The following is a 22,305-nucleotide window of genomic DNA, read 5'->3' as shown; positions in this document are numbered from 1 at the left end:
ATGGGGCCAGCATCGCCCAGCGATTCGATGAGGGGTAGTGGCCGGGTGAGTGGTGGGCCCAATAAGGTGCTCGATCGGGTTCGGGATCTGCTCCCGGCGATCCGGGAGCGAGCCGCGGACACCGATCTGCAGCGTCGGGTTCCGGTGGCGAGCATCGGGGAACTGACCGAGGCGGGGGTGTTCCGCATGCTGCAGCCGTCGCGTTTCGGCGGCGACGAAGCCTCCCCGGTGACGTTCTACGAGGTCATTCGCACGATCGCCTCGGCGTGCCCGTCCACCGGCTGGGTTTCCTCAGTGCTCGGCGTGCACCCCTGGCAGTTGGCACTTTTCCCATTGCAGGCGCAGGAAGAGGTATGGGGCGAGGATTCCGACACGCTCATCTCCTCGTCGTACGCGCCGACGGGTCGCCTCACGCCGGTCGACGGCGGTTACGAGGTCAGCGGACGGTGGAGTTTCTCCTCCGGCTGCGACCATGCCCAGTGGGCATTCCTGGGCGCACTGGCTCCGGACGAGCACGGCAACCCCAAGGACTATCTGACAATCCTGGTGCCGCGCAACGACTATCGCATCGACGACGTCTGGCATGTGGTCGGCCTGTCCGGCACCGGCAGCAACGATATCGTCATCGAGAAAGCTTTCGTTCCGCATCACCGCGCCTATAGCGCCACCGAACAGTCGCAGTTGCGCGGCCCGGGGCAGGAGGCCAATCCTGCTGCGCTGTATCGGATTCCGTTCGCGGGTGTCTTCTCCAACACCATTACCGCACCCATTATCGGAGCCGCACAGGGCGCGTACGAGGCGCATATCGAGCGGATGCGCGAGCGAGTCCGGCTGTCCTACGGCGGCCAGAAGGTGGCCGAGGACGCGTTCGCACACGTACGGGTCGCCCGCGCGGGCTCCGAAATCGACGCGGCCATCCTGCAAATGGAACACAACATCGGCGAGCAACTGCGTTATGCCGAAGCGGGCGAAGAGATTCCGTACGAAGTCCGGCTGCGCACCCGCCGCGATCAAGTGCGCGGAACCGAGCGCGCGATCCAGGCGATCGAGCTGCTGTTCGACAACTCCGGTGGCCACTCGATCCGCAAACCCAATCCGATCGAACGGCACTGGCGCGACGCACACGCGGGCAGTGTGCACGTCATCAACGATGTCGAGCGTGCCCTGGCCATGTTCGGCCGCGGTGAATTCGGGCTTCCGGTCGAAGATCGGATGGTCTGATGGACGCGGCGGATACCGGTCGCCACATCACCGTCGACGGCCTGAAACTTCGCTACCACGAGGCGGGTTCGGGTCCGCCGCTCGTGCTGCTGCACGGCTCCGGCCCCGGTGTGTCGGGCTGGGCCAACTTCGGCGCGAACCTGCCGGTGCTCGCCGAACACTTCCGCTGCCTGATCCTGGACCAGCCGGGCTTCGGCGCCAGCGAACGCCCGGAGGTGTACCAGCGCAACTATCTGCGCATCGCCGCCGACGCGGTGCTCGGATTGCTGGATCAACTCGAACTACCGACGGTGCATCTACTCGGCAACTCGATGGGTGGTGCGGTGGCGACGCTCGTGGCGCTGGAACACGGCCAGCGCATCGATCGACTGGTGCTCATGGCACCGGGTGGTGTGGGCGTCAACGTACTCGGACCCGAGCCGTCCGAAGGGATTCGACGGCTGCTCGACTTCACCGGTGAGCCGACCCGCGACCGCGTACTCGCCTGGCTGCGGACGATGGTCTTCGACGAGGCGGTACTCACCGACGAACTCATCGAGAACCGTTGGGCCGCGGCAGCGGATCCGGCCGCCATCGCGGCGATCCGCGATGCCTATGCGACCTTCGCGAATCCGGCCTTTACGGAACCGATTCCGCTGTGGGCGCGCCTGCAGACACTGCGCAATGAGGTGTTACTGCTGTGGGGCCGCGATGATCGGGTCACCCCGGTCGAGGGTGCGCTGCTGCCGTCACGTCAGCTGCCGAATGCCGATCTGCGGCTGTTCGGGCGCTGCGGACACTGGGTGCAGATCGAGCGCAAGGATGCCTTCGAGCGCGCGGTCATCGACTTCCTCAACTCCGGTATCTAGCGCCGATGCCGAGGCGACATAGGCATCACTATGTCCGGACGATGTCGCATCAATTCGTGAGATCCGGCTGCGGCTTCGGAGTTACAGTCGGCCGGTGACGTGGACCGCACCCGAGATCACCAGAACCAAGCCGCCACTGGTCGCCGATGAGCGGACCATGCTGCGGACCTGGCTGGACCTGCACCGCCGCACCTTACTGTGGAAATGCGCCGGGCTCGAGGCCGAACAGCTGAAGCGGCGCTGCGTCGCACCCTCGACGCTGTCGCTGCTCGGGCTGGTCCGCCACCTCGCCGAATGCGAACGCGGCTGGTTCCGCATCGCCACCTGCGGCGAACCGCTGGATTATCTGTACTGCAGCGAAGACAATCCGGACGGCGATTTCGACGATATCGCCAATGCCGATGCCGCCGCGGATCTGGCGACGCTGCACGCGGAGATCAAGTCGGCCGACGCCGCCGTCGCGGACCTACCCCTGGACCACGTTTTCACTCATCGCGGTACCGAATTCAGCTTGCGCTGGGTCTATGTGCACATGATCGAGGAATACGCGCGACACAACGGTCACGCCGACTTCCTGCGCGAACGCATCGACGGCGCGACCGGCGACTGAGGCGTCAGATCTGATTCCGGCTGACCCATGCGGCGATCTGCGTCCGCGAGGTGAAGCCCAATTTGGTGAGAATGTGGTCGACGTGACTCTCGACGGTGCGAATCGAAATCACCAACTCACTCGCGATGCTCTTATTGCTGTAACCCGCCCCGATCAACCGCGCGACTTCTCGTTCGCGGCGAGTAAGTTCGTCTGCCGCAACAGTTTTCACCGGCGCGGCAGGCGGCGCGGTGCCGAGCGCGAAAGCTACTGCCGACTCCAACCCCAAGGCCGCACCCGCATCGAATGCCGCCTGGAACTCCTTCTCGCCCATCGCATCACGCACCTGTAGACGCACCTTGTCCCCCACGAATTCGGTCATCTCGTGCGCGAGCCGCTGGGTACTGCCGCGCCGCACCGTCGACGCCGCGCCCATCAGGCGTGCCGCACGGTTCAGATCGCCATCGGCCGTCGCCACCCACGCCAATCCATCGAAACCGGACGCCGTCCACACGCACCGGTCGAACAGGCTGAACAGCTCGACCGCCTTGCGCAGTTCCGCGATCGCCTCGTCCTGTTCGCCTTTACGCCAGCGATCGGTACCCACCGCCCAATGCCCCAGCCCGCCCAACAGGTGCGAGCCGTAGTCTCGGGTCTTGGCGAGAAAGCGATCCGCGATCGCGCCCGCGCGTTCGTCGTCCAACACCAGCGCACACACATAGGCGAAGGCCAGACTCTCCATCTCGACGCCGTGGTGGGCGCAGGCACGCGCGCGGTCGGATGCGGCCTCGGCGATATCGAGTGCCTGTCTCGGTTCGTCGTTGGCGAATGCCAGTAGTGCCGCGAGCAGGGCATGTTCGACGAGCACGTCTTCGGCATCGAGTTCGATGGCGATTGCTAGACATTCGTCCGCGAATCGCGTCGCGGTCCGGGGATCCGAGAGCATGGCGGCGATCACCGAGGCCGCCGCGAGTGCGCGCGCCCGATCCTTCGTATGGTCGTGATCCTTCTCCAGCGCTTCCAGGAGCCAGCGATAGCCCTCCAGCAGGAAGCGGTAGTGCTCCCAGAACGGGCGCAGTTCCGTCGCGATCTCCAGTGCGCGATGGGTGCTTTCCGGATCGGCGAGCGAGAACTGCAGTGCCGCACGCAGATTCGGATGTTCGCGGGTGACATCACGGAACCAGGTGATATCCTCGCTGCCCCAGTACGCGGTGCGTCCCCGCGCGGCGATTCCGTGATAGTAGTCGCGATGACGCAGCCGCACCGCCCGCTCACCACCGTGGGCGACCAATCGCGCCAAGGCGAACTGACGCAATGGTTCGAGCATGGTGTAGCGCCCGGTACCGTCGCTGTTCTGCCGGTGGCCGAGTACCGACTTGTCCACCAAACCGGTCAACGCGTCCAACAGCGCGTCCGGGACCGTGCAGACCGCCTCCGCGGCGTCCAGATCGAATCCACCCGCGAAGACCGACAGCTGTTCCCACAGACGCTGTTCGTCGGGCGTGCAGAGGTCATAACTCCACCGGATCGCGGCCTCCAGGGTCTGCTGCCGCTCCGGCGCGGTACGCAATCCGGCGGTGAGCAGCCGCATCGCATCGTCCAGGCGCGCGAGCACCTGATCCGGCGTGAACATCCGCAACCGCAATGCCGCCAGTTCGAGTGCCAGCGGTATGCCGTCGAGGCGACGACAGATCGCCGCGAGCACCCGCCGATTGGCGTCGGTCACCTGGAAATCGGGATTCGCCGCGACCGCCCGGTCGATCAGCAGCCGCAGCGCATCGCTGTCGATGTGCGCCGGGCGTGCCTCGTCCTCATCCACCTCCGGAACCGCGAGCGGCAGTACCGGCATGACCTGTTCCCCGGCGACCCCGAGCGACTCACGACTGGTCGCGAGGATCCGTAGGTCGATGGTCGCCGGAATCAACCGGTCCACGAGTTCGGCACACGCGCCGATCAAATGCTCGCAGTTGTCCAGGATCAGCAGCAGGCTCTTGTCGGCCAGGAATTCGGTCAGGCCGATAACGGGGGAAGTGGTGTCGTCGCGCAGGCCGAGCGCCTGCGCGACGCTCAACGCCACCAAATCCCCATCGTGCACATGCGCCACCTCGACCAGCCACACACCGTCGGGAAAGGCGCGACGCACTGTCTCCCCCACCCGTCGGCTGAGCCGGGTCTTCCCGACGCCGCCCGGTCCGGTCAGGGTGAGCAGCCGGGTGCTGGACAGCAGCTTGCGCGCCGTGGCGACCTCGGCGTCACGACCAACGAAGCTCGTCACCTCAGCGGGGAGGTTCCCTGTCACGTGCCGCACCACGCTGCATACCTTTTCATGCGCGGCCGCCGTCTCGGGCATTTCGACCGAGATGTCGTAGTAGTACCCGTTAGGAGACTATCGCGTTCGCGGCTCGGATGACGGCGGCCAGCGATGCGGTGAGAACCGAATCGCTGCGTCCGCAGACCCATCCGGTCCGCGCACCGATGCGGTATTCGAGGTAGGTGATCGCGGTCCCGTCGTTGCCCGCTCCGATCGACTGCTGAGTCAAGCCGAGCACCTCAACCGGATGCCCCACCCGCGCCAGTGCCACGGTGAGCGCCTCGATGGGACCGATATCGCGATGTTCGCTGCGCTCGACGACACCGCCGATGCTCAGTGTGATCTCGGTGGACGCGTCGGTCGTGCGCCATCGCGTCAACTCGACCGATCCCGCCGGGGTGTACAGATAGGTCGCCTCGAACAGCTCGAACAATTCGGCGGCGGTGATCTCCAGACCGGTGTCATCGGTGCGCGTCTGCACATGCCGCGCGAAATCGATCTGCAGTCGACGCGGCAGTTCCAGACCGTATTCGGACTCCAGCAGATAGGCGATGCCGCCCTTGCCGGACTGGGAATTCACCCGGATCACCGCGTCATAGTCGCGCCCGATATCGGTCGGATCGATCGGCAGATATGGGACATGCCAATCGAGTTCACGCTCGTCCATACCGGTCGCGGCCGCCCGTTCACGATGTTCGGCTATGCCCTTCTTGATCGCGTCCTGATGGGTGCCGGAGAACGCGGTGTGTACGAGATCGCCCACGTAGGGATGCCTTTCGTGGATCGGCATGCGCGTGCAGTACTCGACGGTCCTGCGGATCTCGTCGATATCGGAGAAGTCGATCATCGGATCGATGCCCTGCGCATGCAGATTCAACGCCAGTGTGGCGATATCGACATTGCCGGTGCGTTCACCATTGCCGAAGACACAGCCCTCCACACGTTGAGCTCCCGCGAGTACCGCCAGCTCCGCGCACGCGATACCGGTCCCCCGGTCATTGTGCGGATGCACGGACAAGATGACACTGTCGCGCCGGGCCAGATTCTTGTGCATGTACTCGATCTGGTCGGCGTAGACGTTCGGTGTCGCAACCTCCACCGTGGCAGGCAGATTCAGGATCACCGGCCGCTGCGGGGTGGCTTCCCATACGGTCGTCATGCGGTCGCAGATGTCGAGTACGAAGTCCGGTTCGGTCAGGTTGAATACCTCGGGCGAGAATTCGAATCGCACATTCGGCAGATCACCGGCGGATTCGAGCACTTGGCGGCCGCCGGACACGATCAGCTCGCGCAGTTCATCGGTGTCCTTGCCCAGCACCACGTTTCGCCACACGGGCGCTGTCGCGGTGTACATGTGGATGACGACCTCATTGCGGATTCCGCGCACCGACTCCACCGTGCGCTCGATGAGATCGCGTCGGGCCGGAGTGAATACCACGATCGTGACATCCTCCGGCGCGATATCGGTGCGCGCGATCAGGCGGACGAAATCGAAATCGGTCTGCGACGCGGACGGGTAGCCGACCTCGATCTCCTTGTAGCCCATGGCGACCAGCAACTCGAAGAACCGCTGCTTGCGTGCTGGATCCATGGGTTCGGCCAGCGCCTGGTTGCCGTCCCGCAGATCGACCGGCACCCACAGCGGCGCATGGCCGAGCCGGGCATTCGGCCAATCGCGTTCGGCGAGTGGCACTTGCACCCGATCGTAGACACTGCGGTAGCGGTGCGAGGGCATCTGCGAATGCCGCTGCCTGTTCCAGGCCGAGACGGCACCGGCGGGCGTGGCGATGGTGGGGAACGTGGTCATGATTACTGCTTCCTGGCCTTTCGTGGCCGTCACAGAACGGTGACCGGCCACGACGAAGCCCCACGGCGGGGGGCCGGTCGTTAGGCCCCGCCGTGGCGGCTAAGCAGAAGCATGGTGCGCATGATTGCTAGACTATACACAACTCCTCAGACAAGTAGAGAGGTTCGGATGGTCTCGCAGGTTCGGCGGCATCCGCTCGCCGCACAGGCGGCGGAACTGCTGCTCACCCGGATCCGGAACGGGGAATGGCCACTGGGACATCGCCTTCCGGGTGAAACGACGCTCGCCGCCCAGCTCGGCGTCGGCCGCTCGACGCTGCGCGAGGCGATCCGCGAATTGGCGGGTAAGGGCGTGCTCGACAGTCGTCAGGGCGCGGGGGTTTTCGTGACCGCGCTGGATGTCACCGAGGACTGGGACGTGGTGCTTCGCCGCGCCACCATCGCCGCCGTCATCGAGGCCCGCATCGCGATCGAGGCCGAGGCCGCCGCCCTGGCCGCCCAACGCCGCACCCCGGCCGACCTGCGCGCCATCCGCCGGGCCCTGGCCGCGCGGGAGGCACACGGCGAACCGATCGCCGACCACGTCGATGCCGATATGGCATTCCATCGCGCCGTCATCGTCGCGGCCCACAACGATGTGCTCACCCAACTCTTCGACAGCTTCCTCCCCCGGCTCCGGGTGGCGATGATCGATATGCTGAAGATCCGCCCGGTCCCCTCGGAGCCCGCCGACCACGATGCGCATATTCGGCTCACGGATGCGATCGCACATCGAAATCCCAGTGCCGCAGCGGAATTCAGCCGAAAGCACCTGACCGCTTTGAAAGACGCGTTCACCTGATGACTGAACGGAGATCTCCCGTGCCCGCAACCCCGGTACTGCGACTGACCGACGTCACCTTCCGCCGCGAAGGCAAACAGATCATCGACCACATCTCGCTCACCGTCCATGCGGGCGAGCACTGGGCACTGCTCGGGCCCAATGGCGCGGGCAAGAGCACCCTGCTCGGTTTCTGCGCCGCGGTCACCTTCCCGAGCTCGGGCACCGTCGACATCCTCGGTCAGCGGATGGGCCGAGTCGATCTGGCCCCATTGCGCCACTCGATCGGCCACGTGAATCCGCGCCACCCACTGCGGTATCCGCTGACCGTCCGCGAGGTCGTGCTCACTGGTATCACTGCCACTATCGATACTCCGATGCGCTGGACGCCGACACCGGAGGAGCTGCGCCGCGCCGACGCCATGATCGAAACCGTCGGCCTCAAAGGTAAGGCGGAGGAGATCTGGCCGACGCTGTCCCAGGGCGAACGCGGCCGAACCCTGATCGCGCGCGCACTCATCGCCGAGCCGCGGCTGCTGCTGTTCGACGAGCCGTCTACCGGACTCGATGTGGCGGCTCGTGAACAACTCCTGGAGACCATCGACGCGCTCGGCGAAAGCCATCCCGAGGTCGCCTCGATCCTGGTCACCCATCACCTGGAAGAGTTGCCGAGCACCACGACCCACGCACTGCTGATCGCCGATGGCCGGACCGTTGCCGCTGGTCCCGCCGCCGAGACGGTCACGACCGAGAACGTGAGCGCGGCCTTCGACCATCCGGTCGCGGTCCGCTACGACGACGGCCGCTGGACCGCGCGGGCCGCCGTGCGCGCCTGGCCCGCGTGACCAATGTGGCTTTCGGAAGAATTTTCGCCGAGAATGTCGATTCGAGGCGACGCCGTTCGATGCGTTGAGTGAGGGTCGGACAAGCCGACCACTGAACCAAGGATGGCCAGATGCGACACATGATGCTGATCCGAGTCGATCCGACGGATGCGCCGGTTCCCGACGAGGCGCTGATCGAGCAGGTCAACAAGGTGATCGAGGAGATGACCAAGGCCGGGGTGCTGTTGGATACCGCCGGTTTGCATTCGGTCACCGAGGCCACCAAGATCAACCAGAGCGGTGGCAAGCAGACTGTGCTCGATGGACCGTTCACCGAATCGAAGGAAGTCGTCGGCGGGTACTGCCTGCTGCAGACGAAGACGAAGCAGGAGGCGGTGGAATGGACCTCGCGCTTCCTGAGCGTGCACGGACCGGAGTGGAATATCGAGGTGGAGCTTCGCCAGCTCGCCGAGGGCTGATCCGATAGATGAGCCGGTCGCCCGAGCAGATCCGCGATTCCGTTGAAACCGTCTGGCGGATGGAATGGCCGCGCCTGGTCGCCGGTCTGACCCGGATCGTCGGCGATATCGATACCGCCGAGGAACTCGCCCAGGACGCGCTGGTCGCGGCCCTGGAGCAGTGGCCGCGCGACGGTGTGCCACCGAATCCGGGCGGCTGGCTCATGCTCACCGCGAAACATCAGGCAATCGATCGGGTGCGGCGCAATCAGAACCTCGCACGCAAGTTGACGCTGGTCGGCCATGAACTGCGGACCGCTCCAGAACCGGAGGCGGCCCAGGATATCGAAGACGATCTGCTGCGCATGATCTTCACGGCCTGCCATCCGGTGTTGTCACAACCGGCCCGGGTGGCATTGACGCTGCGGTTACTCGGCGGATTGACCACCGAGGAGATCGCTCGCGCCTTCGTCGTACCGGAATCGACTGTCGCTCAACGCATTGTGCGAGCCAAACGCACCATCACCGCTAGGCGCGTGCCGTATGCGGTACCGCACGGTGAGGAGCTGACCAGGCGTTTGGATTCGGTGCTGGAGGTCGTCTACCTGATCTTCAACGAAGGCTATTCGGCGACCGCGGGCGATGATTGGATCCGCGTCGAATTGTGTGAGGACGCCTTGCGATTGGCGCGGATGCTGGCGAATCTGCTGCCCGATGAACCGGAAACACACGGCCTCGCCGCACTGCTGGAATTGCAGGCCTCGCGCTCGGCCGCACGAATGAGCCCGACGAAAACCGCTGTCCTGCTCGCGGATCAGGAGCGTTCCCGGTGGGATCAGCTGCTGATCCGACGTGGTTTCGCAGCGCTCGGCCGGGCCCATGCGGCCGGCCGCAATCGCGGGTTGCGGCCGGGTCGCTACGCGTTGCAAGCCGCGATCGCCACCTTGCATGCCATGGCTCCCAGCGCCGAGGAGACCGACTGGCGGCGCATCACAGGCCTGTATGCGGTTCTCGCCGAACGCTTTCCGTCCCCGATCGTCGAATTGAATCGGGCCGTCGCGGTCAGCATGGTGCACGGGCCCGCCGCGGGTCTCGAACTCGTCGACGCGCTCGTCGCTACCGGCGCATTGGACAACTACCACCTGCTCCCCGCCGTCCGCGGCGACCTGCTCGACCGGCTCGGTCGACCGGAGGAAGCGCGTGCCGAATTCGCCCGTGCGGCGGAGCTGACCGGGAACAATGCCGAACAGGCGCTGCTACTGGACCGCATGGCCGGATGTGAGTAACCGCCGCGCCTGGCTCGGCTATCGCGATACCTCGGCCTCGGCCAACTCCTTCAACGTCAACAACTGCTTGCGCATCATGAGCACGTCGCCGAGAGCGAGCACCCGGGCGATGAGCCACGGTGCGCCGCAATGCATTCGGACCGTCAGGCGGGTGCCGTGCGCTTCGGGTCGCACCGCGTAGGTGACGCAGACCTTGCCGGAGACCAGGGTGATATGGCGACACAGGACGAAGGAGACGAGGGTGAACGCGGACATGAACCGCTGTCCCACCTCGAGTTCGGTCAGCGCCGGATCGCGGTGGCGCGGGCTGCGCGTGCCGAAGTTGTCGAGCAGGTCGTAACTGTAGGGCGCGACCCGCAATTGGCACAGCCAGCCGTACACCACGCTGGGTGGTGCATCGATGCTGATCGCCCGATCTGCCTGCACCCCACCGGGTTGCACTTCGTCACACGGCAGGGGGAGCTCGCATTCGGCCTCGGTGGCACCCCAGACCAACCCCGGGATCATGCCGCGGCCGCGATTCGGCGGAGCATATCGCGCACAACTATCTTGTGGGCGCCGGTGCCGATGACCAACGCGCGGTATATCTTTCCGTGCAAACCCGGAAATTCGGCCCAGCTGCGCGCCCGCACCAATGTCCGGCTGGGCCCCTGCTCGTCCAACTCGAAGACCAGCGCATAGCGCGAAAACCAGTGCCGCCCACGCAGTGCCAGCCGAGCGGGCTCCTCGGCGGCGTCGAGCACGAAGCCGGTCGGCGTCTTCGATGGATCGTTCGGGTCCTTGCAGACAACTTTTAGCAAGGCTTTCCACGCCCGATCGCGATTCGCGTCCACCGATCTGGCATGCTCATCTATGTAGGGCAATCGCTCCATATAGAAGGAACGTACTAGTACATGGCGCCTCCCCGCAAGCACGACACCGACGTGATCCTCGACGCAGCGCGCACCCTCGTCCTCACCGACGGACCCCGCGCCGCCAGCGTCGCGGCCATCGCCGCGGCCAGTGGGGCGCCCGTAGGCACGCTCTATCACCGCTTCGGCAACCGCAACGGTGTGCTGACCGCGGCCTGGCTGCGCGCGCTCGAACGATTCCAGGACCGCGTCAGGGCCGCCGCCGCCGAACCCGATCCGGTCGAGGCCGGTGTCGCGATGGCGGTGGCGAGCATTCACTTCGGTCGCGAATTACCCGACGACGCGAGGCTGTTGCTGAACCTGCGCCCCAGCGATCTGCTCGACGGCGGACCGGATGCGCAGTTCCGTGCCCGGCTCGACGAAATGAACGCACCACTCATCGACCACCTGCGCCGCATCGCCGCTGCCCGCTTCGGCCGCGACGGCGACCGCGAAATCGACGCCATCAGCCGCGCCGTAGTTGACCTGCCCTACGCCGCGCTGCGCCGCCACGCCCAAGCGCCCGCCCTCCCCGACTGGCTCGAAGCCGACCTCACCGCCGCCGCCCGCGCCCTGCTCGAGTCTTACCAGCCCTGACCCTGCCTCAGGATCCTCGCCTCTTACAGCCCCGCATGGAAGCGGGTTCAGAGCGCACACCGCGACGCCGCGTCTACCGGCAAGTGTCGATGAACTCGATAACCAAGCGGTTCTGCGGGCGCCGACGGCGACCACACGGTCGCGTATGCCGACAGCCCGTGACGATGTCGCGGCACAGCGGCGGACTCTGAATTCGGCCCGGCGCTGGTGCTGCCGCTGCAGGCTGTGGCGATGGTTTTCCGCTCCGAATCGCAGTGGAATCGAACCCGATCGCCGACACGGGGACGCATGCGCCCGCACTGGAAGACCTCGCCGGTGTAGATGATCGGCGAGTCGGTCTCACCCTCCGGCGACGATTTCGGGGGTGAGTTTGTCGAGGGTGTCGATCACCTCGGCGGCCAGGGCAAGGGCGTCGGGCGCAGGCGGATATTCCGGGCGCGGCACGGCGACAACACGCATCCCCGCGGCGTGTGCCGCGCGCAGTCCATTGCTCGAATCCTCGACGGCGGCACATTCGGTGGACTTGTGCCGCATGAAGGCAGCGGTCGCCACGTACACATCCGGTGCGGGCTTACCTCGGTCGACCTCCTCGGTCGAGAAGGTGACGCCGAAGAATTCGATCAGTCCGGTGCGGCCGAGCACCGTATCTATCAAGCTGCGCGGCGACGAACTGGCCACCGCGAGCGGCCAGTGTTCGCTGATGCGCTGCACCGCCTCGACCGCCCCCGGCAGCAGCGGCACCGACTGCTCGTAGTGCTGCGCCATCCGCTCGATCACATCATTGGCCACGGTATCGGGCGGCGCACCGACACCGAGTTCACCGCTGAGATAGTCCGACCACTCCCCCGTACTCATCCCCATCAACCGCTGCTGCGTATCGGGTAGCCAGCGTCCGCCCTTCTCGGCCACATACGCGCGGCGCACCTGCTCCCACACTGGCTCGGAGTCGATCAGAACGCCGTCCATATCGAAAACAACTGCAGCAATGTGCATACGGGACAAAGCCTTTCGCGGCGACACCGTTCGGCGACGACCCGATGACCGACCCATCGACCCGCCCCGCGGTGGGGGTTTCGGAAGACCTGATGAAGAACGTGTACCCACACTAGGCCAGCACATCCCCCACCCGCACCCCACCGTCATATCGCGAGCCGGAACCCGCCCACATCGACCGGCGGATCGCGGCCCTCGAGGAATTCGCTTGCGCCGATCAGCCCTTGGGCCAATACCCACTGCAACGGCGTACCGCCGAGTTCGGCATGGAACCGACGCGCCAGTGTTCGCTCGCTCGGGTTCGCGCGCTTGGCCAGATCGGCGACGGTCAGTAGTTCGGCGAGGTGGTCCAGTGCCCACTGCAGCGTCGCGGCGAGTCCAGAATCACCGGCGTAGGCGGGCAGAGGCGACTCCAGATACCGCGCCTGTCCACCCGCGCGATGCGGCGGCACCACCATATTGCGCGCGACGGCGTGAGCCGAGTTCCGAATCGGTTGGCTGTCCATGGTGACGGTCAGTGCGCTGGCCACCGTCGCGGGCACGGCCTACCGGCCGCCGCGCACCGCGTCAGGGCATAGCGCGGCCCCACCGAACGAGCATTCGACCGGCAACCGATAACGTGTTCTATATGAACGAAGAGCAGGTCGGCAACTCGCTGCCGAGCGAGGAGCACCACGAGGGCGGGTTCCGGCCGATGTCGGAGCTGATCAACGCGCAGCTGGACGACCTCGATATTTCGCGCGGCGGCCCGCACTACGGCGCATTCATCGAACAGGTGCGCAGCCTGATGGATCGCGCCCGACTGGCCTGTCCGACCGATGAGATCGCGCTGGAGACGATCGGCGTCCTCAAACAGCTCAACGACAAGCTGGACGCCGCCATGGTCGACGAATGGTCCGCCCCGACCTGGACCCGGGCCGACCTGCCATCCCGGGGCAATATCACCCTCCCACCGTTCACCGTCGACAAAGCCAGCCGGGACGGGGTCGATGCCCGCATCACCTTCCGCACCTTCCACCTGGGCGGCAATAAGGCCGCCCACGGCGGACAGGTCGCGGTCGCTTTCGACGATCTACTCGGCATGGCCGCGGCAATGCACGCGGGCGAGGTGACCCGCACCGCCTCGCTCACCGTCGACTACCGCTCCATCACCCCGCTCGATACCGAACTGCGGGTGCACGCTTGGACCGAACGGCAGGAAGGCCGCAAGGTCTATGTCCGGGCCACCCTGCACGACGGCGAACGCCTCTGCGCCGAGGCGAAGGGGCTGTTCATCGTGCTCAAACCGGGTCAGCAGTGAGAACCGAGTCAGGTGAGTACACCTGATCTCGAGTCCCCCTAGCACCTCATCCAGGCAGATCGACTGCGCCACCCGCTCCGACTGCTCGACGAGCGTAGTGATACGGCGGTCGAATGCGGCATGGGCGACCACCATTCGACCGCGTTCGACAGAACCCTCCCAGTCTTTGAGCTAGGACTCGATGGTGCCTCCACCCGATCCAGATCATCGGCGACGCCCTCGACCAGGATGTGGATGTAGGCATGCAGCGGGGCTACCGCCTGATCCTCCGAACGAGGCTCTATACGGCAGAAGCCATCCGGAGGGCACTAACTCGTCGGGAAGTGCTTGTTGCGGTATTCGGCGAAGCGAGCGTCGACCTGATCAGCAGTGAGGCCGAAGTCCTCGAGCGTGTAGCGATGCACGGGACGGGCCGCCCCCGTGGTGCTCTCCGCATGCAATGCCGTCATCGCGGCTTCGGCCGCTGGGCTCAGCTCGATATCGAAGTGCTGGTAGATCGATCCAACGGTGCCGATCGGGTCCGCGACGAAATCGTCGTAGTACACATCGCAGAACTGAGCGGCATTGTGCCGCTTGCGATCCGCGAGGAACTTATCCGCACCCCTGGCCCACAGATCCAACTGCCCCGCACCGACGACCGGGCCGCGGAACTTCTCCGACCACCCTGCCGTGGCCTGCTCGTTCAGACTGCACACCGACGCGATAATCGTGCGCGGATCCCGGTGCATCTGGATCACCAGCGCATCCGGACACACCTCGAAGATCGCATCCAGCGCGAACAGATGACTCGGGTTCTTCAAAACCCAGCGCCGGTCGGCATCGGGCAGCCCGATCAACTGCAGGTTGCGCCGATGCCTGCGATAGGCATCGGTCCAGTCCTGTTCGCGCAACCATTCGGAATATCCGGGCACATAGCCGAGGCATTCGTAGGATACCGACATCAACGACTGCCGCAGCAGCTGCCAGCACTCCTCCACCTGGTCCGCCGAAATATGGTGCACGCCCATGAATTCCGGATGTTCCACATGGTGCTGTTCGAAGGCCGCCTCGATCCGCTGGTACACCGGATTATCCGCCCAGGTCTCGCGCGGCGGACGCGGCTGCGGCATTTCGGTGAGCCACATTTCCAGGCCCTGATGCGCCGGATCCGCGTTGAGCAGCCGATGCACCGCCGTCGTACCCGAACGCGGCAGCCCGGTCACGAAGATCGGACGCTCGATCGCGACCTCGGCATGTTCCGGAAAGCGTTGCCACGCGGCCTCACTCAGCAGCCGGGCGATCAGCGCACCGCGCAGGAAGGCCCGATTGACCTTATTGCCGAAGGGCGTCAGCTCGGCTTCCTTGGCATAGGACTCGAGCAGTACCGCCAGCCCCTCGCGGTAGCCGTCGTCGCCGAAATCGCTCAATCCGACAACCTTGGTCGCCGAGGCGTGCAGATCGTCGATGGTGCCGACGTCGTCTCTGCCGATCACAGTCATCTCCTAGTGGTGGTATTCGCCGCCGTTGACATCCAGACAAGCGCCGGTGATCGCCCGTGCCAGATGCGAGGCGAAAAAGACCACGGCATCGGCGATCTCATCGGGTTCGGGCAGCTTGCGTAGATCGATGGTCTCGGCGGTCTCGGCGTACACCTCTTCGGGAGTGATCCCGCGCTGCTTGGCCTGATAGTTGAAGTACCACTTCAAGTTATCGGCCCAAATGTAGCCGGGCGCAATGGTATTCACTCGAATGCCCTTCGGCCCGAGTTCGGTGGCCAGGCTCTGGGCCAGCGCGAGCAGACTCGCCTTGGCCATCTTGTACGGCCCGAAGGTGCGGCGCGAATGCCGCAGCACCGCCGAATTGATCATGATCACCGAACCTTTCGACTCGGTGAGCGCGGGCACGAACAGACGCGTCAAACGCAGTGCGGCAAGCACATTCGTCTCGAAACCGGCGCGCACGTCATCGAGGTCGACATCGGCCAGATCGGTGATCGGCGGAATCGCGAACGCATTGTTCACCAGGGTGTCGACACGGCCGAACGCGCTCTGCGCCGTCTCGACCAGATTCGTGACGGCGGCTTCATCATTGATATCGGTCGGCACCACCACCGCGCGCCTGCCGAGTTCGGTGATCTCCTTGGCCACCTCGGTCAGCCGCGATTCGGTACGCGAGGCCAGCACCACATCGGCTCCGGCTCGCGCACTCTGCACGGCGATGGCTCGGCCGAGTCCCGGACCGACGCCGGAGACGACAACCACCTTGTCCTGCAACAACATCAGCCGAGCATCCTTTCCGCCACAGCAACCTGACGCGCCGCGATCCGCGCCTGCCAATCCTCGGGTGTGATCCGAGCTTCCTGGTAGTACGGCAGCCGCTCGGGCAATTCGGCGAGCGATACCACCTCCACCGTCGGCCCGTCCTCGGGCTTCAGATCCCGCGACAGCTGTTGCCAGCGGAACTGCAGGTACCCCCGCGCATGCCCGGTGCGCTCGATCCAGTTGGTGAGTCCGGGGTTCCACTCGCTGATGACCAGCCGGATCATCCCGTCCGGATCCACGCGCGCCTGGTCGGCGGTGAGGCTGGTCTGGTGGTTGATGTAGTCCAACGACAGGTACCACATGCTGCCGAGTTGGAAACCCTGGTAAGGCGCATCCGACTTCGGCACGGTGAGGATCATCGCTTGATCGTCGTCGAGTTCGTAGTGGCCGACGGAGGAGAACTGGGTGGTGAGCCCGCCCGGGGTGGAGCGCGGTTCGGTCATCGTGTTGACCGGCAGGTTGAGATAGAACCACTTCGGGAACGCCAGGAAGGTATTGAGCCGCGAGACCAGCATTTTCCCCGCGATGTCATAGCGCTTGCTCATCAGATCCCTGGTCAGCGGCGGCGGTGCGGCGCCGATCGTGTCCACACGTTGAATGCGAATCGTTCCCGCCTTCTCGGTGGCCCAGTCGCTGTACACCTCGCGAACCACGATCATGGCGGAATCGGGCGCGAGATGGACATAGCCGGGGCGCGTCTCGCCGGGGCCGAGACGGAGCTCGTAGGAGCCGTCGGCCGCGATATCGAGGGCGCGGGCGTCGAAGGCGGTCTCACTATCGGGGACGTCCACCGGCGAGTAGTTGCCGTTGAGCACCTGGAAGCTGAGGTCGCGGGTGGTGCCGCGGGTTCCGGTCACCACATACTCGGCGTCAGGGCGCAGATATGAATGGAAGTAGAGGGTGTCGGGGTTGTCCAGACCCATCTTCGTATACGGCCCGGTGGACATGACGAAGAACGGAAAGTCCCGCTCGAAGGCCCACGCCATCTGGATAGAGGCGCGAATACTGCCCGCGAGGTAGTCGTAGCCCTCGACGAGGTCCTGTTCGGTCCGAATATGCGGTGCGCCGGTGATTATTTCCTCGGCGGCGGCGATGGCTTCCGCGAACGGCTGTGTCAGCAAGAGGCTTCTCCGAAGTAGCTGTTCCAAATATGTACCACTCTGGTACATTTCGATATGAGCAAGATTAGAACCTGTTCTAGGAGTTGTCCATGGTTGCCCGCAGATCCGCCCCGACCGCACGGGTGGTTCAAGTGCTGGATTTCTTCGTCGAGCGGCGCGGCAAACGCTTCGGACTCTCCGAACTGGCCCGCGAACTCGACCTCGCCAAACCGACCTGCCTCGGCATACTCACCGAACTGACCGCGGGCGGCTATCTCATGCGCGATCCCAGCACCCGCACCTACGGCCTCGGACCTGCGCTTATCGCCGCGGGACGGGTCGCGCAGGACAGCTTCGCCATCGCCTCCATCGCGCGCGGCGAACTGGAGAAACTCACCGCGCTCTACCGCACGACCTGTACCGCATCGGCGGTGGTCGGCGAGCAGATCATGGTGCTGGAGAGCACCGGTCCTGGCCTGGTCAAGGTGGGTGCGGCTTATCATTTCGCACCGCCGGTCGGCCTGATGTATGTGCTCTGGGATACCGACGCGGCCTTCGATGCCTGGTTGCGCAAGCCGCCGACGGTGCCGCTGCGCCAGGACGAGGCCCGGCTGCGCCGGATCGTCGCGGAGTGCCGCGAGCGCGGCTACCTGGTCGAAAGCCTGACCGCGGCGGGTCGGCGACTGTACGCTTTGCTGGCCGGGGTCGCGGCCAGCGATCTGCCCAATGAGGTGCGCGAACTCGTCGGCGAACTGGTGACCAGCCTCGGGGAGCGGGTCTATCTGGGCACCGATCTGCGCCCACGCAAGGAACATCCGGTCAGCCTGCTCGCGGCACCCACCTACGGCGGCGACGGCAGGCAGAACATGGTGCTGACGATGTATGTCGGAACTTCCATCACCGGCGCCGAGATCGATCGTCGCGGAATGGCGCTCGTGGCCGCCGCAGATCGGGTGACCGCCGAATCCGGGGGTCACAAGCCGGATTCCAACCATTGACCAATGACCGAAACGTGTTCTAGTTTTGGGGCGTGAGCCAGTACGCGAAGTCGACGGCGAGCACCTACGAGTTGCCACATCTGGACGCGCTCGAGGCCGAGTCGGCACATATATTCCGGGAAGTCGCCGCGACCTTCGAACGGCCGGTGCTGCTGTTCTCCGGCGGCAAGGATTCGGTGGTCATGCTGCACCTCGCGGCCAAGGCCTTCTGGCCGGCGCCGCTGCCGTTCCCGGTCCTGCATATCGATACCGGACACAATTTCGACGAGGTCATCGAATACCGCGACCGCACCGTCGAGCGGCTCGGTCTGCGACTCGTGGTCGCGAGTGTGCAGGATGATATAGACGCGGGCCGGGTGAAGGAGGAGACCGGACCGCGTGCCTCCCGAAACCGTTTGCAGACAGCCACGTTGCTGCGCTCGATCCGCGAGGGCGGATATGACGCGGTATTCGGCGGCGCGCGCCGGGACGAGGAGAAGGCGCGCGCCAAGGAGCGCGTATTCAGCTTCCGCGACGAATACGGGCAGTGGGATCCGCGCAATCAGCGACCGGAACTGTGGAATCTGTATAACGGTCGCCACAACAGGGGCGAACACATCCGGGTGTTCCCGCTGTCCAATTGGACCGAGCTCGATATCTGGCATTACATCGCCGCCGAGGATATCGAGTTGCCGCCGCTCTACTACGCACATCGCCGAAAGGTGGTGCAGCGCGACGGAATGTTGTTGGCGCACACGCGATTTCTCACGCTGCTCGACGGTGAGCAACCGTATGACAGTACGGTGCGGTTCCGGACGGTCGGCGATGCGACGTGCACCGGTTGTGTGGAATCGACCGCCGCGACCCCGGCCGATGTGGTCGCCGAAGTCGCCGCCACCAGGGTCACCGAGCGCGGTGCCACCCGCGCCGACGACCGTATTTCCGAGGCAGGCATGGAAGACCGCAAACGGGAAGGGTATTTCTGATGACCACCACCACCCTGTTGCGCCTGGCCACCGCGGGCAGCGTCGACGATGGTAAGTCGACGCTGATCGGCCGTCTGCTGTTCGACTCCAAGACGATCTTCACCGATCAGCTCGCCGCGGTGGAGCGGACCAGTAAGGCGCGCGGTGACGACTATCCGGATCTGGCGCTGCTCACCGATGGCCTGCGCGCCGAACGCGAACAGGGCATCACGATCGATGTGGCGCACCGCTACTTCGCCACGCCCCGACGCAAATTCATTATCGCCGACACGCCTGGCCACATTCAGTACACGCGCAATATGGTCACCGGCGCCTCCACCGCCGATCTCGCGCTGATCCTGGTGGACGCACGCAAGGGCATTGTGGAACAGACACGGCGGCATGCCTTCCTGGCCAGCCTGCTCGGCATCCCGCACTTGGTGCTGTGTGTGAACAAGATGGACCTGGCCGATTGGTCGCAGGACCGGTTCGAGGAGATCCGCGAGGAATTCGCCGGTTTCGCAACGAAACTCGATGTCGTCGATCTGAGTTTCATCCCGATGTCGGCGCTGCACGGGGACAATATCGTGCACCGCGGCGCGAGCATGCCATGGTACGAGGGCTCGCCCCTGCTGCACCACCTCGAGGAGGTGCATATCGCCTCCGACCGCAATCTGATCGATGCGCGATTCCCGGTGCAATATGTAACCCGTAGGCACGCAGCGGATTTCCGGGGCTACGCGGGTACCGTGTCCGGTGGCGTCTTCAAGCCGGGTGATGAAGTCGCGGTGCTGCCTTCGGGATTCACCACCACGGTCGAGGCGATCTGGGGTCCGGGCGGAACGCCGATCGCGGAAGCCTTTCCGCCACAGGCCGTTACCATCCAGCTCACCGACCACCTCGATGTCTCCCGTGGCGATCTGATCTGCCGCCCGGCGAACCGGCCTCATGTCGGACGCGATCTGGACGCGATGGTGTGCTGGTTCGCCGAGGATTCCGAACTCACCCCCGGCGCCACCTACACCATCCGGCACACCACCCGCACCGCGACCGCCGAAGTGCGCAGCCTGGACTATCGCCTCGACGTCAATACCCTGCACCGCGATGAGAGCGCGAATTCGTTGTCGCTCAACGAAATCGGACGGATCCAGCTGCGCACCCGCCAGCCGCTGCTGTTCGATCCGTACCGCCGCAACCGCATCACGGGCAGCTTCATCCTCGTCGACGACACCACCAACAACACTGTCGGCGCTGGCATGATCACCGGACCGACCCTGCCCTCCTCTCGTGTCGTCTGGCATGCCACCGCCGTCGGTCGCGACGAACGCCCGACAACAGGGCTGACAGTCTGGTTGACCGGCCTGTCCGGCTCCGGAAAGTCCTCCGTCGCAGTGGAACTGGAGCGTCGCCTGGTCGCGGCGGGCCGTCCGGCCTTCCTGCTCGACGGTGACAATCTGCGCCACGGCCTCAATGCCGACCTCGGCTTCGGCGCGGCTGATCGGGTGGAGAATATCCGCCGCGTCGGCGAAGTGGCTCGACTGTTCGCCGAAGCCGGTGTGGTCGCGGTGGTTTCCTTGATCAGCCCCTACTCCGCCGACCGCAATAAGGTCCGTGCCGCGCACGAGGCGGCGGGCATCCCCTTCGTCGAAATCTTCGTGGATACGCCACTGGAGATCTGCGAAGCCCGCGACCCCAAGGGCATGTATGCCAAGGCCCGTGCCGGTGAAATCCGCGGTTTCACCGGCATCGACGATCCCTACGAGGCGCCCACCCGAGCCGAACTGGTACTGCGGCCCGAGGACGGCGATCCAGCGGCCATGGCCGCGGCCATCCTCGCCAAGCTCGCGGGTCTGGACTAATCGGCCCGTAATGCGGACCCGAACCAGTCGAACACCGGACCGAGGGTCGGCGGGACCGGCCAGCCGTTGATGATCGAAAGGAGTTGCCAATAGCGTTCGGCACGTGGGTCTCCCGCGACCTCGAGACGGGTCAGCAGCCAGTTCCGTAACTCGGCGTCATCGGGACGGCCGAATGTCGTCGCATATGCGGCGGTCAGCTCGTCGACGATCGGTTGGGCGGCATCTGACGATGGTGCCGTTCCGGCTGCGAGCGCCTGGCCGACTCGTTCGCGCACGAGTTCGGTCAGCTCATGATGCAGACCGGTGGTATCGCCTTCGGCGCGCTGTGCGGCCTGGTATTCGGCCATGCGGCGCACCGATGCGCGGAAATCCGGATCCCGGGTGAGTTCGGCCAGTTCCACCCAGGCCCGCACCTGGGCAGGTTCCGGGTCGTCGGGCAGTTCCGGCATTGCCGAGCGGATGAGGTCGACGAATTCCGGATTCGCATCGGTACGACCGAAGGTGTCTTCGACGAATTCGGTAATGAGGCGGCGCTTTTCGGCGTCGGAGAGTTCGACGAGCTTGTGCATGAGTTCCATCTCCTCGTGGGTCGAGCCCCGCTCGGCTATCGCTCGTAACACCGTGCGCCGCACCCGCAGTGTGCTGATCTGGAATTCCAGCGCATCGGCATGTGCGGCCGCGACCTCGGGCACCGTCAGTTTGCGGTCGAGTACCTGTCGGATGGCGGGCAGATCGATACCGAGTTCGCGCAGGGTGCGCACCAATTGCAGGCGGGCGAGCGCATCGTCGTCGTAGAGCCGGTAACCGGCGGGGCTGTGGGTGGTCGGCGGCACGACTCCGGTGTCGGCGTAGAACCGGATGGTCTTGACCGAGAGGCCGGTCCGTTCGGCCATGGTGCCGATCGAATAGAGCGTGTCGCCGTCCATACCCCTACCCTCCCGTCTCCCCTTGGTGGAGACACAAATCCGCTGGTCATGTTCAATCGCGGTGACGCCCTGTTTCGTCGCTACAACTGCGGTATGGCCGAGTTCCTCACCCGGATGATGCTGGGTGACTTCCCCGAATGCCCACTGGAGGACGACACTCTCTGGGGACGAGCAGAGGCGAGTTGGGAGAAGGACACGCCAAGGCCCGTGGTGAGGCCGTGATCGGTATTCGCCG

Annotated in this window: 22 protein-coding genes; 12 read left to right on the top strand and 10 right to left on the bottom strand. The window is 65.2% G+C overall.

The window, feature by feature from the left end:
- The 3 genes from hsaA (at position 1) to ACIBG0_RS21420 (ending at position 2,679) form a co-directional block, all read left to right on the top strand.
- Positions 1–1,221 carry a 3-hydroxy-9,10-secoandrosta-1,3,5(10)-triene-9,17-dione monooxygenase oxygenase subunit gene (gene hsaA / locus ACIBG0_RS21430; RefSeq protein ID WP_397034712.1) on the top strand — a complete coding sequence of 407 codons (1,221 nt, stop codon included), beginning with the start codon at positions 1–3 and terminating at the stop codon, positions 1,219–1,221.
- Positions 1,221–2,069 carry an alpha/beta fold hydrolase gene (locus ACIBG0_RS21425; RefSeq protein WP_397034711.1) on the top strand — a complete coding sequence of 283 codons (849 nt, stop codon included), beginning with the start codon at positions 1,221–1,223 and terminating at the stop codon, positions 2,067–2,069. Before hsaA ends, ACIBG0_RS21425 begins: the two co-directional genes overlap by 1 nt.
- A gap of 94 nt (positions 2,070–2,163) precedes the next feature.
- Positions 2,164–2,679 (top strand): DinB family protein, encoded by a 516-nt coding sequence (locus tag ACIBG0_RS21420; RefSeq protein ID WP_397034710.1) that lies wholly within the window; start codon positions 2,164–2,166, stop codon positions 2,677–2,679.
- Between the two features lie 4 nt (positions 2,680–2,683).
- Here ACIBG0_RS21420 and ACIBG0_RS21415 read toward each other — a convergent pair whose 3' ends face one another.
- Together ACIBG0_RS21415 and ACIBG0_RS21410 are read right to left on the bottom strand one after the other, a co-directional pair.
- A complete protein-coding gene (locus ACIBG0_RS21415) occupies positions 2,684–4,957 on the bottom strand; it encodes a LuxR C-terminal-related transcriptional regulator (protein WP_397034709.1) in 2,274 nt (757 codons plus the stop codon).
- A gap of 79 nt (positions 4,958–5,036) precedes the next feature.
- Positions 5,037–6,704: a 2-isopropylmalate synthase gene (locus ACIBG0_RS21410; protein WP_397034944.1), complete on the bottom strand. Its 1,668-nt coding sequence runs from the start codon at positions 6,702–6,704 to the stop codon at positions 5,037–5,039.
- 240 nt (positions 6,705–6,944) lie between these two features.
- Here ACIBG0_RS21410 and ACIBG0_RS21405 point away from each other — a divergent pair, with 240 nt between their 5' ends.
- From ACIBG0_RS21405 to ACIBG0_RS21390, 4 genes are all read left to right on the top strand, one after another.
- Positions 6,945–7,616 (top strand): FadR/GntR family transcriptional regulator, encoded by a 672-nt coding sequence (locus ACIBG0_RS21405; protein ID WP_397034708.1) that lies wholly within the window; start codon positions 6,945–6,947, stop codon positions 7,614–7,616.
- Between the two features lie 20 nt (positions 7,617–7,636).
- Positions 7,637–8,440, top strand: a complete 804-nt coding sequence (locus ACIBG0_RS21400) for an ABC transporter ATP-binding protein (protein ID WP_397034707.1) — start codon at positions 7,637–7,639, stop codon at positions 8,438–8,440.
- A gap of 110 nt (positions 8,441–8,550) precedes the next feature.
- Entirely contained in the window at positions 8,551–8,898 is a 348-nt protein-coding gene (locus ACIBG0_RS21395; RefSeq protein WP_397034706.1) for a YciI family protein, read from the top strand.
- Between the two features lie 8 nt (positions 8,899–8,906).
- A complete protein-coding gene (locus tag ACIBG0_RS21390; protein WP_397034705.1) occupies positions 8,907–10,163 on the top strand; it encodes an RNA polymerase sigma factor in 1,257 nt (418 codons plus the stop codon).
- 18 nt (positions 10,164–10,181) lie between these two features.
- Here ACIBG0_RS21390 and ACIBG0_RS21385 read toward each other — a convergent pair whose 3' ends face one another.
- Positions 10,182–10,670, bottom strand: coding sequence for a hypothetical protein (locus ACIBG0_RS21385; protein WP_397034704.1), 489 nt, complete (start codon positions 10,668–10,670; stop codon positions 10,182–10,184).
- Complete coding sequence (locus tag ACIBG0_RS21380; RefSeq protein ID WP_397034703.1) at positions 10,667–11,035, bottom strand: hypothetical protein; 369 nt, start codon at positions 11,033–11,035, stop codon at positions 10,667–10,669. The genes ACIBG0_RS21385 and ACIBG0_RS21380 overlap by 4 nt, the downstream gene beginning before the upstream one ends.
- 21 nt (positions 11,036–11,056) lie before the next feature.
- Here ACIBG0_RS21380 and ACIBG0_RS21375 point away from each other — a divergent pair, with 21 nt between their 5' ends.
- A complete protein-coding gene (locus ACIBG0_RS21375) occupies positions 11,057–11,650 on the top strand; it encodes a TetR/AcrR family transcriptional regulator (protein WP_397034702.1) in 594 nt (197 codons plus the stop codon).
- Between the two features lie 339 nt (positions 11,651–11,989).
- On the opposite strand, the gene ACIBG0_RS21370 is transcribed toward ACIBG0_RS21375, so the two are convergent.
- Together ACIBG0_RS21370 and ACIBG0_RS21365 are read right to left on the bottom strand one after the other, a co-directional pair.
- Positions 11,990–12,643: an HAD family hydrolase gene (locus tag ACIBG0_RS21370; RefSeq protein WP_397034701.1), complete on the bottom strand. Its 654-nt coding sequence runs from the start codon at positions 12,641–12,643 to the stop codon at positions 11,990–11,992.
- 146 nt (positions 12,644–12,789) lie between these two features.
- Positions 12,790–13,185, bottom strand: a complete 396-nt coding sequence (locus tag ACIBG0_RS21365) for a hypothetical protein (RefSeq protein ID WP_397034700.1) — start codon at positions 13,183–13,185, stop codon at positions 12,790–12,792.
- Positions 13,186–13,271: 86 nt separating this feature from the next.
- Here ACIBG0_RS21365 and ACIBG0_RS21360 point away from each other — a divergent pair, with 86 nt between their 5' ends.
- A complete protein-coding gene (locus ACIBG0_RS21360; protein ID WP_397034699.1) occupies positions 13,272–13,943 on the top strand; it encodes a PaaI family thioesterase in 672 nt (223 codons plus the stop codon).
- A gap of 308 nt (positions 13,944–14,251) precedes the next feature.
- On the opposite strand, the gene ACIBG0_RS21355 is transcribed toward ACIBG0_RS21360, so the two are convergent.
- The 3 genes from ACIBG0_RS21355 to ACIBG0_RS21345 are packed head-to-tail and all read right to left on the bottom strand — an operon-like array spanning position 14,252 to position 17,364.
- Entirely contained in the window at positions 14,252–15,415 is a 1,164-nt protein-coding gene (locus ACIBG0_RS21355) for a sulfotransferase family protein (protein ID WP_397034698.1), read from the bottom strand.
- 9 nt (positions 15,416–15,424) lie between these two features.
- Positions 15,425–16,201, bottom strand: a complete 777-nt coding sequence (locus ACIBG0_RS21350) for an SDR family oxidoreductase (RefSeq protein WP_397034697.1) — start codon at positions 16,199–16,201, stop codon at positions 15,425–15,427.
- A complete protein-coding gene (locus tag ACIBG0_RS21345) occupies positions 16,201–17,364 on the bottom strand; it encodes a hypothetical protein (RefSeq protein ID WP_397034696.1) in 1,164 nt (387 codons plus the stop codon). The genes ACIBG0_RS21350 and ACIBG0_RS21345 overlap by 1 nt, the downstream gene beginning before the upstream one ends.
- Positions 17,365–17,453: 89 nt before the next feature.
- On the opposite strand from ACIBG0_RS21345, the gene ACIBG0_RS21340 reads away from it, so the two are divergent.
- Genes ACIBG0_RS21340 through cysC form a run of 3 tightly spaced genes read left to right on the top strand, consistent with a single transcriptional unit; the run spans position 17,454 to position 21,144 of the window.
- Complete coding sequence (locus ACIBG0_RS21340) at positions 17,454–18,341, top strand: helix-turn-helix domain-containing protein (protein ID WP_397034695.1); 888 nt, start codon at positions 17,454–17,456, stop codon at positions 18,339–18,341.
- 32 nt (positions 18,342–18,373) lie between these two features.
- Positions 18,374–19,306, top strand: coding sequence for a sulfate adenylyltransferase subunit CysD (gene cysD, locus ACIBG0_RS21335; protein ID WP_397034694.1), 933 nt, complete (start codon positions 18,374–18,376; stop codon positions 19,304–19,306).
- Positions 19,306–21,144 carry an adenylyl-sulfate kinase gene (cysC, locus tag ACIBG0_RS21330; protein ID WP_397034693.1) on the top strand — a complete coding sequence of 613 codons (1,839 nt, stop codon included), beginning with the start codon at positions 19,306–19,308 and terminating at the stop codon, positions 21,142–21,144. The genes cysD and cysC overlap by 1 nt, the downstream gene beginning before the upstream one ends.
- On the opposite strand, the gene ACIBG0_RS21325 is transcribed toward cysC, so the two are convergent.
- Complete coding sequence (locus tag ACIBG0_RS21325) at positions 21,141–22,070, bottom strand: MerR family transcriptional regulator (protein WP_397034692.1); 930 nt, start codon at positions 22,068–22,070, stop codon at positions 21,141–21,143. The genes cysC and ACIBG0_RS21325 overlap by 4 nt on opposite strands.
- Positions 22,071–22,305 lie beyond the last annotated feature (235 nt).

Source organism: Nocardia sp. NPDC050630, assembly GCF_044457245.1.
GTDB lineage: Bacteria > Actinomycetota > Actinomycetes > Mycobacteriales > Mycobacteriaceae > Nocardia.
Note: the sequence above shows the minus strand (reverse complement) of the source record. Positions and strands in the feature narration are given on the sequence as shown.

Coding starts and splice junctions, on each gene's coding strand:
- ACIBG0_RS21325 (WP_397034692.1), bottom strand. CDS start 22,070: ATGGACGGCGACACGCTCTATTCGATCGGCACCATGGCCGAACGGACC.
- ACIBG0_RS21360 (WP_397034699.1), top strand. CDS start 13,272: ATGAACGAAGAGCAGGTCGGCAACTCGCTGCCGAGCGAGGAGCACCAC.
- ACIBG0_RS21390 (WP_397034705.1), top strand. CDS start 8,907: ATGAGCCGGTCGCCCGAGCAGATCCGCGATTCCGTTGAAACCGTCTGG.
- hsaA (WP_397034712.1), top strand. CDS start 1: ATGGGGCCAGCATCGCCCAGCGATTCGATGAGGGGTAGTGGCCGGGTG.
- ACIBG0_RS21410 (WP_397034944.1), bottom strand. CDS start 6,704: ATGCCCTCGCACCGCTACCGCAGTGTCTACGATCGGGTGCAAGTGCCA.
- ACIBG0_RS21350 (WP_397034697.1), bottom strand. CDS start 16,201: ATGTTGTTGCAGGACAAGGTGGTTGTCGTCTCCGGCGTCGGTCCGGGA.
- ACIBG0_RS21380 (WP_397034703.1), bottom strand. CDS start 11,035: ATGGAGCGATTGCCCTACATAGATGAGCATGCCAGATCGGTGGACGCG.
- ACIBG0_RS21385 (WP_397034704.1), bottom strand. CDS start 10,670: ATGATCCCGGGGTTGGTCTGGGGTGCCACCGAGGCCGAATGCGAGCTC.
- ACIBG0_RS21405 (WP_397034708.1), top strand. CDS start 6,945: ATGGTCTCGCAGGTTCGGCGGCATCCGCTCGCCGCACAGGCGGCGGAA.
- ACIBG0_RS21370 (WP_397034701.1), bottom strand. CDS start 12,643: ATGCACATTGCTGCAGTTGTTTTCGATATGGACGGCGTTCTGATCGAC.
- ACIBG0_RS21425 (WP_397034711.1), top strand. CDS start 1,221: ATGGACGCGGCGGATACCGGTCGCCACATCACCGTCGACGGCCTGAAA.
- ACIBG0_RS21340 (WP_397034695.1), top strand. CDS start 17,454: ATGGTTGCCCGCAGATCCGCCCCGACCGCACGGGTGGTTCAAGTGCTG.
- ACIBG0_RS21395 (WP_397034706.1), top strand. CDS start 8,551: ATGCGACACATGATGCTGATCCGAGTCGATCCGACGGATGCGCCGGTT.
- ACIBG0_RS21375 (WP_397034702.1), top strand. CDS start 11,057: ATGGCGCCTCCCCGCAAGCACGACACCGACGTGATCCTCGACGCAGCG.
- cysC (WP_397034693.1), top strand. CDS start 19,306: ATGACCACCACCACCCTGTTGCGCCTGGCCACCGCGGGCAGCGTCGAC.